Below are 12060 nucleotides of genomic sequence, written 5' to 3' on the forward strand. Positions count from 1 at the left end.
TGGAACAGGACCTGGCGCGCTCGTCAGCGTGATCCGGAAAATTGAATCAATAACAAGATGATGAGCTGCAGGCTTATGCCTGTCCGGATGCCGGACAGCGCGAGTGACCCCCTCGCAGAAAGTTCATTCATTGTGGGATATCAGGTTGCGTGCCAAGCTCGTCTCCCTCGTGGAGATGCGCCTGAATCACAGGTTGCAGAACAGCGGAGCCCCTTTTATCAACACGGCCTGAAGGTGTGGATATCGACACGTCGCGCGCCAAAACCCCTGTCGCTGCTGTTCCACAGCATCGGAAAAACCGTGCGGGGAGAACGGCGGGAGGGATCGGACATGCTCCTTCCCTTTCAGCTTCATCAAAACCATTTGGATCGGCGGATCTTCAGATCACTCCCGGGATGGCTGACGACTGACGGCTCCAGTCGAGATCATTGCTGTGGCGAGCGCAGCAACAAGCGCAATACCGGCGAAGACCTGGAAATTCGCGGCTGGTGGCATGTCATAAGCAGCGATTGCGCCTCCCAGCATCGGTCCGCAAAGTGCTCCGATCCGCGAAAAGCTTAGCGCCCAACCCGTCCCAGCCGCACGGATGTCCGGGTCCAGACGCTGTGCGAGGAATCCGGTCAAAATCAGCGAGGCCGCAACGGTGCCGAACCCCGCGAGGGCGACGAAGATATAGTTCACCACCAACGAATTCTGAAAGCTCAGGGCGAGGATGCCAAGCGCCCCCGCGCCATAGGACAGCGCCACCACCCGCCGTACACCGAAGCGGTCGGCAAGCTTACCCAGGAAAATTCCGCCAATGGCCGAACTAAGGCTGAAGACCGCCAGGAAAAGCAAGCTATTGCCCAGGTCGTACCCGCTTTTACGCATGATCTGCGGCAACCATTGCCCTAGCCCGTAGACCAGCAGCAATCCGGCAAAAAGCGCTGTCCAGAAACAAGCGGTCTCGAATGCGCGATCCCGGGCGAATATCCGCGAGATCACCTGAATTACGCCGGGCGCGGCCTCGCGCGTTGCCGGCGCTGCGGGCAGCGGCATGTTCCAGCGCCGCGCGGTTTCTGCGGCCCGTGCCTTGCGGCCTTGCGAGACCAGCCACTCCAGCGATTCCGGCAAAAAAATAGCAAAGATGGGCAGAAGTATCAGTGGAAAGGCACCGATCATCAGCATCATCCGCCAGCCGTGTTCCTCGACATTTGCCCGGCTGACCAGTGCAGCTGCGAGGATGCCGGCCGAATAGCCCGAATACATCAGCCCGTAGTTAAAGCTTTTCCGGCGTTTGGGCGAATACTCGGTGGTCAGTGCGGCGGCGCAGGGGATGATCCCGCCCAGCCCAAGCCCGGCGATGAAACGACTGATGCCGAAAGTCGTCGGATCAGGCGCACGGGCGCTGGCCACCATGCAACCGGCAAACAGTGCCAGACAGGCAATGAACAGCGGCTTGCGTCCGTAAAGTTCGCTTAGCGTACCGGCCAGAATTCCGCCAACCAACATGCCCAGTACGGTATAGCTGCCCATTGCGCCCAGTTGCAGTGGCGTCAGCTGCCAGACGGGATCAGAGGCGAGCGAAGGCAATATCGCGCCCAGAACTCCGACGTCATATCCTTCGGCAAAGATTGCAAGCCAGCATAGAAAGACCACGATATGGCTTTTTGCGATCGAAATTTCGGGTGGTGATCCCTGAGGTTTCATCAGCTTCCCTGTCGCATATTTGTTTAATGTTTAGATATTTCAGATTTAAAATATGTGGCGGCGCAGACCCTTACCTGCGCGCCACTCAACCCGGTTTGGCAAAAGAGGCAACGGTCGTCAGCGCGCCGTCCAACGCCTTACCTTTTTCATCCGCCAGGGCGGCAGTACGCAGGCGGCGCATCCAGTCGGCCGCGTCTGCTCGCCCCTCAAGCATCGAAAGGCTGCCCATCACGCGGGCGAATTTCGACAGCCCGCGCATATGCGTATCGGAATAACCCTTGATCAGGCGGTAATTGGCCAGCACCTCGGCTGCCAAAGCGCGGTCGGTCCTGGCCAGCCTTAGAACGGTCGTGAACCAGTCGCGGACATGTGCCATCTCGGTCTCATGGCGTAGCAGCGAGCGCCGCCACGGGCGAAGGGTGGACACCACCCAAAGCGCCAGAAATCCGCCAAGGCTGCTTGAGCGGATGCGGCGGCCCTTATCGAAATGGCGGGTATAAAAGGCCGCGGTTCCGGGTTTGTTTTGTAACCAGCGGCCCAGACGGCGTGGCAGGGTGGTGGTGAACTCTTCGAAACGCGGGTGAAAATACTCTGTCAGTCGCAAAAGCTGGGCGTCTGTGGTGCCAATCTCGGCCCGGATGCGGCGAAAGCGTGAAGAACGGGTTTTCAGATCAGCGACCCGCAAGATGTCATCATAGCATAACGCCCGCGCGCAGTATTTAGCCGCAGCGATTGTCATGTCAAAAGGGGCGTGATCAAGTGCGTCGATCTGCTTGATCATGTCGAGATACTCGGCACCATAGGCGATGTCCTGATAATCGACGACCTTTTGCAGGCCGAGCCTGGCCATCTCTTGCACCTCGGTCGGCAAGGTATGCAGACGGGCTTCAAGTGCCTGCCAGGGCTTTTTCAGCTTTGCAGGCACCGCCAGCGCCGGTTTTGCCTTGTCCTCGGCCAGCGGCTGAGGCGGCGGCGCTGCGCCTGTCGCGCAGTCATAGGCCCGGCGGAACCCGCGTAGCGACGCCTCGGCCGTCTTGCCCGAACGACGGATCACCTCTTCGTAGCTTTCACGCGGGAAAGGCAATGCGTTCGAGCCTGCCAACGCTCCCAGCAGCGTGGCTGAAATCACGGTCCCGCTTTCCTTGGCCAAGGCCTCAAGGTCGAAGGCGACGACATGATCGGCAGCAATGCCCATGGCCTTGATCACGGCGCTGCTGTCGGTTCGACCATCGCCCGGTGCAATCTTTTCCGACACTGCCGGAATGCGGTGGGTCGAGGCGATCAGCGTGGTTCGGCCCGGCGTTACAAAGCCGCGCATCACGGCCCGCCCGGCTTCGACCAGTTCCGAGGCCATCAGGATATCCACATCGCCCGGCGCCGGGGACAGTGCAAAGACCGGTTGGCGGTCCGTATCGCGGCACATCTCGACATAATAGATGGTCGCGCCGGTGCGTTGCGCCACGCCTGCCACCGAGGTGGATTGTGCAAGCCAGCCGTTCTCTTCGGCTACTTCCACGATCCAGTTGGTCAGCACGCCGCCGCCCTGACCCCCAACCGCCAGAGCGGCCAGGGTAATGATCCCCTCTCCGTCGGGACCGGGCGAACGGCGGGCGATGCGCGGAGCTGGCTTGCCGGTTTGGATATTCATGGCGGGCCTCATTGAAAGACGATGCGGCGGGCTTCGCGGCGCGCTTGCAGCCGGGTGATGATGCGCTGCGCGAAACGTGCCAGCCGCGATTCGCCGCGCGTGGGGTTCGAGACCAGCTCGGCCTGCCAGAAGCTTGGGCAAAGCACGGCTGCATCGGCGACCTCGCCGCAGTTGCCGCAGCCGACACAGCTTTGGTCGATGCTGGCTACGGGGTCATCGCGCAGGGGATCGCCCGTGTCCTTGACTGACAGCGACGGACAGCCCGACAACCGCATGCAGGCGTGATCACCGGTGCAAATGTCCTCATCCACGCCAAAGCGGGGCTTTACCACACGCTTGCCGTCCTTTGCTGCCCGGGCCAGCAAGGGCTTTTCGCGGCGCTGCTTGTTCAACATGCATTCCGACGAGGCGATGATGACCTTTGGCCCTTCGGTATCCGAGGCGAGCGCCTCTTTCATCGTGTCGCGCATCAGGGTCACGTCATAGGTGCGGTCGATCTGGCGCACCCAGTTGACACCCATGCCCTTTACGGCGTCGATGATGGGGTTTTGCGTCGTTTTGGTCGGGTTGTCAGCGCGCGAGGACAGGATATCCTGCCCGCCCGTGGCCGATGAGTAGAAATTGTCCACGATGACGATCACGCCGTCATTCTTGTTAAAGACCGCGTTTCCGATCGAAGAGGTCAGGCCGTTGTGCCAGAAACCGCCGTCGCCCACGAAAGAGATTGAGCGTTTGCCCTTTGGGTCCTTGTTGCGCAGGGCTGCCGCCGAGGCCGGGCCAAGGCCATAACCCATGGTCGTGGCCCCGATGTCAAAGGGCGGCATGATCGAGAACAGGTGGCAGCCGATATCGGACGAGATATGGTGCGGCCCCAACTCTTCTTGCACGAGCTTGGTGGCGGCAAAGATCGGGCGCTCGGGGCAGCCGGTGCAGAAGCCGGGTGGCCGTGAGGGCAGCTTGGCCGAGATATCCGGGATCGGTGTTGCCGGCTCATTCACCGCCTGTTTGGCGACAGGCAGCAGCTCGGGGGCATGGGTCTCAAGAAACAGCCCCAGCGCATCGACCAGCACCTGACCGTTATATTCACCCCCCATCGGCAGCATGCCCTTGCCCTGCAAGGTGACCCGGGCGCCAGCCTTGTAGAGCATGTGACCGATAGCCTGTTCGATGAAATTGGGCTGGCCTTCCTCGACGATCAGAACGGCATCTTTGCCTTCGCAAAAATCGAGGATCTGGCCTTCGACCAGCGGATAGACCGCGTTCAGGCACAACATGTCGATCTGTGTGTCGCCATAGATGCTGGCCAGCCCAAGGCGGTTCAGTGCCCGGATCAGCGTGTTATACATCCCGCCTTGCAGGATGATGCCGATGCGGGAAGCCGGGTCACCAAAGCGTTCGTTGATGCCGCGTTCAAGGATGAACCGTTCGGCTGCGGGCCAGCGCCTGGTGAGCTTTTCCTCTTCGTGCAGATAGGTCGCGGGCGGCAGTACGATACGGGTCAGGTCGCGCCTGGGGTTTTCCAGCGCCTCCGAAACCGTCATCGACGGCGGGCGATTGTTGCTGGCAGTGAACTGGCCATAGACGTGGCAGGACCGGATGCGCATCTGCAGCATGACTGGGGTGTTGGATGCTTCCGACAGTTCGAACCCGTCCCCTACGGCCTTGACGATCGACGGCAGGTTGGGTCGTGGATCAAGCAGCCAGACTTGCGATTTCATCGCAAAAGCATGGGTGCGTTCCTGCATGATCGACGAACCCTCGCCATAATCCTCACCCACGATTATCAGTGCCCCGCCTGTCACCCCGCCCGAGGCAAGGTTGGCCAGCGCATCTGATGCAACATTGGTGCCCACGGTGGATTTGAAGGTTACCGCGCCTCTGATCGGATAGTGGACCGAGGCGGCCAGCATGGCGGTGGCCGTCGCCTCATTGGCAGAGGCTTCGAAGTGCACACCAAGCTCACCCAGAATTTCCTGTGCATCCGCCAGTACGTCCATCAGGTGCGAAATGGGGCTGCCTTGATAACCGCCGACATAGCCGACACCGTTTTCCAAAAGCGCCTTGGTGACGGCGAGGATACCTTCGCCCCGGAAGGTTTCGCCGGCACCCATCTTTAGTTTCTTAACTTCCTTGGCGAAGGAACGCTCTGCCATGGTGGTATCTCCCTGTTCTTGGTCGGGGCCGCTGGCCCCGGAATGGGTCAGAAATCGTGATGGCGGATGCTGCGCAGGATATGGGTCAGCAAATCGTTCAGGTGTTCGCGCTGGGATGCGTCCAGGGCAGCAAGCAGCCGGTCCTGTGCTGCCAGCATTGCAGGCCAGACCTTGGCATGAAGAGCTGCGCCCGCCTCGGTCGCGCAGATAATGCGCAGACGGCTGTCGCTGGGATCCAGTTCGCGGCGGATCAGGCCAAGCGCCTCGATCTGGTCCAATGTGCGCGACAGGGTCGATTGCTTGACCACGGTCAGCACGGACAGGTCGTTGACCGTCTGGGGGCCGTGTTCCAGCAACACGGCCAGTGTGCGCATCTGCACGACGCTGACACCCTCGGTGCGCAATATCTCTTCGACCCCACGATTATAGCGCGCCATGATGCGATTCATCAGATAAGGGGTAAATCGCTCCAGATCGCGGCTCATGCGCCCAGCTCCTTTGCGACGAGAAAACCTGACCCGCCCGAGAGGCCAGGGCCGGGGTGGGTCGAAGCCCCGATATGATACAATCCCTTGATTCCGGTTTCGTGTCGCTTGCTGCCTGCAAAGGGACGAAAGGCAAAAAGCTGGTCCAGCGTGCAGGCCCCGCCATAGGGATCGCCGCCGACCAGATTGTGATTGTACTCCTCAAGATCAGCCGGAGAGATGGCGCGCCGGGCGACGATGCTCTCACGCAGATCGGGGATATGGTGGAGCAGGATCGCTTCGATCCGGTCGGCAAAGGCTTCGCGCAGGGCCGGGGTCCAGCGCCCGTCAGGGGGCACGTCGATCAGCCCGGCAGCATCGCCCCTGACATGGCGAGGAGCCTCGGGCATCTGCAGCCACAATGTCGCGGCGCCTTCGGGCGCGCGCGATGGATCGGCGGCGCAGGGCTGGCCAAGACAGATCGTCGGCACCTCTGGCAAAAGCCCCCGCTCGCATTCATTCCCGGCCTTTGAGACCCCGTCTAATCCGGGCGTCAGGTGCAGCAGCTGCACGCGCTCAAGCCCGGGCGTCGCCCAGGTGACAGGCCGTCTGAGCGCGTAGTGAAGCTGAAAGTTGCCTTTGCCATAGCGGTATTTGCGCAAATCATCGCGGCGCTCAGGGATGTCGGTCAGCCCGGCATAAAGTGCGTTGGGCGTGACCGAAGCCAGCACCTTGCCTGCTGCAATCCGCTCACCGCCTGCGAGTTCAATGCCGGTTGCCCGACCTTGGGTGGTGGTGATGCGCGCTACCTCGGCATTGGTGCGGATGCTGCCCCCATGTTCCGTAATGATGGCCAGCAGCGCCTGTGCCATGCGCGCGGCACCACCCTTGATGATGGGTGCACCCGCGGCCTCAAGTGCAAAGCCGATGATCTGACCCATCTGACCTGAGAATGCGGCCTCCGGGCCCAGTCCGGCATGCAGGCACCAGGGGGCCCAAACGGCGCGGGCGAGGTCGGATTGAAAGCTGGTCTCAAGCCAGCCACGCATCGAGATCAGCGCCTCTCCCAAGGTCGAGGCCAACCCATGCGGCCTGCGCCGCCACGTTTCCCTGCCCAGCAAAAGCGCGGTCTGGCGGGACCACGGGTCGCCGCCCATCAGACCGAAAAGTAGCTCTGCCTTGGCCGCAAAACCGTCCAGATCGCGGCCTAATTGGTCGCCATCGCCAGAATGTGCGGCGTTAAAGGCCGCAATATTGGCGGCGCGATCCATACTCCAGCCAAGCGACCGGCCATCGGGCAGCAGGACGCCGGTGGGCGTCTCGGTCGTCAGAAACTCGACCCCGTGGCTGGCAAGATCGGGCGCAAGCGCGCCATGCGCCCCGCCGGTGACCCAAAGGACAAAGGTAGTCGCCAGCGGATCATGCAGATAGCCGGGCGCCAGCTCTTCGGTACGGATGCAGCCGCCCGCGACCGGTGCACGCTCGAACAAGGCTACGCGTCTGCCGGATTTTGCCAGCATCGCCCCGGCAGTCAATGCGTTGATCCCTGAGCCGATGATGGCAATATCACAGGAGGTCATGGTCAGTCCCGCCTATGCGCCTGGCACCAGTGCCAGTGCCCGGACGGGCGAGCCGGTGCCGTTCTGGATCTTGAGCGGCGCGGCAATCAGGATCGCCCCCTTGGGCGGCAGCTTGTCCAGATTGGTCAGGCTGGCCAGCCCATAACGATTGTGAAGATGCAGCAGGTTGTGCGCGGGATAGGGCGGATCAAAGCAGCCCGCAGCACCCGCATCAGTGCCGATACATTGCGTGCCCCAGCCAAGTACCCCTCGTTCCATAAGATACTGGATACAATCGACCGACGGTCCGGGCGTATGCGGTCCCGCAGCATCTGCGTTCAGAAAGCGGTCTGCGTCGTCGTTGAAACGATCCCAGTCGGTGCGCATAAGCACCCATTCGCCGGGATTGATGGCACCATGTCTGACCTCCCATGCCTCGACCCCTGTTCGGGTCAGCAGGAAATCGGGATCGGCTTCAGCCTCGGCCGAACAGTCTATGACGTTGACGGGGGCGATAAAGTTCTGCGGTGGAATAGTGTCGGTCGTGCCATCCGCGAAATCGCGGCCGGTGATCCAGTGCTTGGGCGCGTCGAAATGTGTGCCGGTGTGTTCGCCAAGCTTCAGCCAGTTCCACGCCCAATAAGGCCCACGGTCACCGTATTCCGAGATCTTGTGAATCTCTACCGCCGGGGTGTCGTCTGCAATCTCGGGCGGCAGTTTCAGGACGGGTGTCTGCGGGCCCAGAACGGCAGAGCAGTCGACTATCGTGACCTCGCCATGAGCCAGCGCCCCGGCCAGATCGGCCAGAAGCTTTGTGGTGTTCATCATGTCCTCCCAGGGCGACATTGCGCCTTAATATATGCAAATGCATATTTCTTATTGTTTCAAGATTAAAATGAATTCCTGGCGAATATTACTCAGATGCCTAAGTTGGAGGCATTGCCGCACAGCAGAAAAACTGGACTGCCAAGCATAACCAATGTTGCTACGGCTTGATAAATCGTTTTGTTCTTAAAGGTTTGCTGTGATTTTGCGGGTGCGGCAATGCCTTGACGGCGTCACGGCAGGGTCATCATCCCGTCACTCTGTGTAGCAGGACTGGCTGCAGGGTGCGGGGCAAAGCTGAGAGTGTGAGATGATTCGTCCAGCAGGCTGTCAGATCGGGCGTTTGTGGCGGATATCCATCATGATCGCGATGCCGCGGGCGATGTCCGTTTCGGAGACGTCCCGCAGCAGGTCATCGATCCAGGCCAGATGTACGGTCAGTATTCGGTCCATCAGCTGGCGGCCCTGAGGTGTGATCTGGACCAGAAAAGCGCGACGGTCGGTCTCGGATACCTGCCGCTCGGCCAGGCCGTCCTTGACCAGCCGGTCTACAATGCCGGTGACATTCCCGTTCGAGACCATCAGCTGCTGTGACAGGTCGGTCATCTTCAGTCCCTCGGGTGCAGCGTGTAGCGCAGCCAGCACGTCAAAGCGGGGCAGCGTCATGTCGAAATCCCGCCGCAGCCGGTCGCGCAGATCACTTTCGATGTGGCGCACCGCTTTCAGCATATGCACCCACAGGCGCAGCCGCTGGCGGGCCAGCCCTTTGTCCTGAACCTGGGGCGTCACGGTGAAGTCGCTATCGGGCTGCGTCATCGGGAATCCTTTGAAATCTTCACATACCGGACCGATGCTGAGCCCTTGCGGGATCTGCATGGGCTGGTCAACCCAAAGCAGCCAGCTGTCCCGGAACATGACCGCCGGATGAGGCATTGAGTATAGCTCGTGCCCGACGTGAGGGTCTGTGGTGGAAGCAGGGCAGGGCGGCAGTTATGAACAGCTTTGCCCGGCTGATGGTTTGGGTTCTGGATACCGGGCCCGATGCGTCTTAGCGGATAAGCGATCGGCAGGAGGATGAGCCGCTGGGATGTAGCAGAGCTATGAGAAAGATATTGTCTCTGCAGCCAATCTTCCGACCCGACCAATTTGCCAAATCTCGGCACCAGCGGGGGACTTTGCCTTCTCGAGGGCCTGTGAAATCATCGCAGAAACAGCCGCGAGCGTCTGCCCTGAGGCGCCCGCGCGGCTGATGGGGGTCCGGCCGGGCAGGGCGATACGGGTCTATGCCTTTTCGGGGCTGACGGCGGGGCTGTCGGGGATCGTGCTCTCGATCTGCACCGGCCCGGGCTATTCGCTGGCGACCGTGGGGACGGAACTGACCGCCATCACCGCTGTGGTGATCGGAGGAGCCCTGCTGACAGGCGGAGCGGGCCATGTCTTTGGCACGCTGGTCGGTGTGCTGACCATGGGGCTGATCCAGACTTGCATCGTCTTTGACGGCACGCTGTCGAGCTGGTGGACCAAGATCGTCGTCGGTATCCTGAGCTGGTCTTTATCCTGCGGCAAAAGGGCTTGCTGAACCTGTAGTGATCGCGGCTTGCCGCCCGGAGATGAGGCAAGTGCTAGGGGTGGCGGTCGCTGTCCTGCGCCGCCTGCTCTTTGCTGACCAGCTCGCGGATGACCGACAGGAAACCTTCCAGCGTTGGTGAGGGGTCGTCCTGACGATAGATGGCGTAAAGCGGAATGCGGGGCGCCGAGATAATGTCGCGGAATACCACGTTCTGAGGGGCAAGCGATGCCATGCTGGCCGGTAACAGGGCCACCCCCATGTTCGCGGCGACAAGGCTGAGCAGCGACTGCACCTCAAGCACCTGCTGGCGGATCTGCGGTGCAAACCCTGCCTTGACGCAGCATTGGTAAAGATAGTCGGCAAAATGCGACTGTCGCAGACCGAACATGACAAAGGGTTGCTCTTTCAGTTCGGTCAACGCCATCGCCTCGCGTTCGGTCAACGGGTGGGTTCGGGGCAGGGCGATCATCAGCTTTTCCTGCTGAATCAACTCGCGATGCAGACCTTCGCGGGCGGGGGGCATGCGGAACAGGCAGATATCGATCCGCCGTTCAAGCAAGCCTTCGATCTGGCGTGCCGGTGTCAGTTCGTGCAGGCGCCACTCAACCTCCGGATGGCGCTCACGAAAGGTTTCCAGTGCGGCAGGCACCACGCCGACCAGGGATGAACTGATGACACCAATCTCCAGCCGTCCGATCTGGCCGCTTGCAGTACGGCGGGCGGTCGTAACTGCCTTTTCCAGCTGCTGAAAGATCAGCGGCACCTGTTCAAGAAACGCATGTCCGGCGGGGGTCAGCTCGACATGGTGATGGCTGCGCAAAAACAGCGCGGCGCCCAGGTCGGCCTCCAGCTGGCGAATCTGCTGGCTTAGCGGTGGTTGGGACATGTTCAGACGTGCGGCAGCACGGCCGAAATGCAGTTCCTCGGCCAGCACGAGAAAGTAGCGCAGTGTGCGCAGGTTGAAGGGACGCAGATCGGCAAGGTCCATATTCAAAACATCTCACCATCACATGAAAGCGATATTATACGAATGGGTGATGTGATGCCAACCTTGGCCTGAAGGAAATCGCCACTGTCGGGAAAAGTTGTTCGGCGCAAGTCAGGCGCGGGCGCTGCAAGCGGTCCGTCATGGGATGGGCACGGCGGTTTTCTTGTCCATCGGCCCCACAGCGGAGCCGAGCAGAAGGAGACCAAGCATGATCATCGACACTAGCTGCTATCCGACCGATCTGGTCGATCTGGCATGGCAGCACGATGGCGAGCCGTTCAGCGGTGAACGCCTGATCCAGATGATGGACGGCCCCTATACGATCAACGGAAAGCCGCGCCGCATCGACAAGGCCTTTATCCAGCCGCCGCAAGGCAACACCATCTACACCTGGACCGACGGCGAACTTTCAGGGCGCGAGTCCATCGACAGATACATGGCCTATACGCTGAAGATGGTCCAGAAATACCCGGATCGCTTCATCGGCTGCTTCGTCTATAACCCGCGCTGCGGCGTGCAGAACGGTGTCGAGGCGATCGGGCGCTATGTCACCGAACATGGTTTTAAGATGGTGCAGTTCCAGGCGAACATGCACGCCTATCGGCCTGACCGGGCCAAGGACTGGTTGCGCCCCGCGCTTGACAAATGTGCCGAGCTGGGCGTGCTGGTCAAGGTTCACACCGGGGACGGTCCCTACTCGATCCCGACCGAATGGATTCCGCTGATCAAGGAATACCCGCAGATCAATTTCATCATGGCGCATTTCGGTGTGCAGACCGGCGGGGTCTATTGTTTCGAGCCCTTCCAGTGGGCGATGGAACTGCCCAACGTCTATTGCGAAACCGCCTGGTGCCTGCAGTCGCGGATCGTAGAATTCGCCAAGGAATTGCCAACGCACAAGATCCTTTACGGTTCGGATACGCCGCCGAATGAACCCGGCATGTGGCTGAACCTGCTTGAGGTTCTTTGCCATGAACCGCCGCAGGGCATGAACCTCGATGAGGCCACGCTTGAGGATTACCTGGGCAACAACCTGGCGCGGATGATCGGCATCGAGCCGACCCCCCATCCTGCGACCTATGAGGACGCGGTAGCCGAACTCGAACGCCACGGCATCGAGAACCGGCACTACCTCGCCACCCTCGTCTGAGATCTTCGGAGAGC

10 protein-coding genes are annotated in these 12060 nt (G+C 60.9%); 2 read left to right on the forward strand and 8 right to left on the reverse strand.

The window, feature by feature from the left end:
- Positions 1-384: 384 nt before the first annotated feature.
- The 7 genes from M511_RS09895 to M511_RS09925 all read right to left on the reverse strand — a co-directional run bounded on the left by M511_RS09895 (position 385) and on the right by M511_RS09925 (position 9154).
- The gene (locus M511_RS09895) at positions 385-1689 is read right to left on the reverse strand and encodes an MFS transporter (protein ID WP_085502086.1); all 1305 of its coding nucleotides are present in this window, start codon (positions 1687-1689) and stop codon (positions 385-387) included.
- An 85-nt stretch (positions 1690-1774) separates the two neighbouring features.
- Complete coding sequence (locus tag M511_RS09900) at positions 1775-3337, reverse strand: indolepyruvate oxidoreductase subunit beta family protein (RefSeq protein ID WP_085502087.1); 1563 nt, start codon at positions 3335-3337, stop codon at positions 1775-1777.
- An 8-nt stretch (positions 3338-3345) separates the two neighbouring features.
- Complete coding sequence (locus M511_RS09905) at positions 3346-5490, reverse strand: thiamine pyrophosphate-dependent enzyme (RefSeq protein WP_085502088.1); 2145 nt, start codon at positions 5488-5490, stop codon at positions 3346-3348.
- Between the two features lie 47 nt (positions 5491-5537).
- The gene (locus tag M511_RS09910) at positions 5538-5975 is read right to left on the reverse strand and encodes a MarR family winged helix-turn-helix transcriptional regulator (RefSeq protein ID WP_010394702.1); all 438 of its coding nucleotides are present in this window, start codon (positions 5973-5975) and stop codon (positions 5538-5540) included.
- Entirely contained in the window at positions 5972-7534 is a 1563-nt protein-coding gene (locus M511_RS09915; RefSeq protein ID WP_085502089.1) for a phytoene desaturase family protein, read from the reverse strand. The genes M511_RS09910 and M511_RS09915 overlap by 4 nt, the downstream gene beginning before the upstream one ends.
- Before the next feature lie 12 nt (positions 7535-7546).
- A complete protein-coding gene (locus tag M511_RS09920) occupies positions 7547-8341 on the reverse strand; it encodes a cyclase family protein (RefSeq protein ID WP_217809597.1) in 795 nt (264 codons plus the stop codon).
- Between the two features lie 327 nt (positions 8342-8668).
- Positions 8669-9154, reverse strand: a complete 486-nt coding sequence (locus M511_RS09925; RefSeq protein ID WP_085502143.1) for a MarR family winged helix-turn-helix transcriptional regulator — start codon at positions 9152-9154, stop codon at positions 8669-8671.
- A 433-nt stretch (positions 9155-9587) separates the two neighbouring features.
- Between M511_RS09925 and M511_RS09930 the strand changes: the two genes are divergently transcribed.
- A complete protein-coding gene (locus M511_RS09930) occupies positions 9588-9917 on the forward strand; it encodes an ABC transporter permease subunit (RefSeq protein ID WP_085502090.1) in 330 nt (109 codons plus the stop codon).
- Between the two features lie 43 nt (positions 9918-9960).
- Here the strand turns inward: M511_RS09930 and M511_RS09935 are convergent, their stop codons facing one another.
- Positions 9961-10896: a LysR substrate-binding domain-containing protein gene (locus M511_RS09935; RefSeq protein WP_085502091.1), complete on the reverse strand. Its 936-nt coding sequence runs from the start codon at positions 10894-10896 to the stop codon at positions 9961-9963.
- A gap of 208 nt (positions 10897-11104) precedes the next feature.
- Between M511_RS09935 and M511_RS09940 the strand changes: the two genes are divergently transcribed.
- Positions 11105-12046, forward strand: coding sequence for an amidohydrolase family protein (locus tag M511_RS09940; protein ID WP_085502092.1), 942 nt, complete (start codon positions 11105-11107; stop codon positions 12044-12046).
- The last annotated feature ends 14 nt before the right edge of the window (positions 12047-12060 follow it).

Source organism: Paracoccus sp. J56, from assembly GCF_019633685.1.
Taxonomy (GTDB): domain Bacteria; phylum Pseudomonadota; class Alphaproteobacteria; order Rhodobacterales; family Rhodobacteraceae; genus Paracoccus; species Paracoccus kondratievae.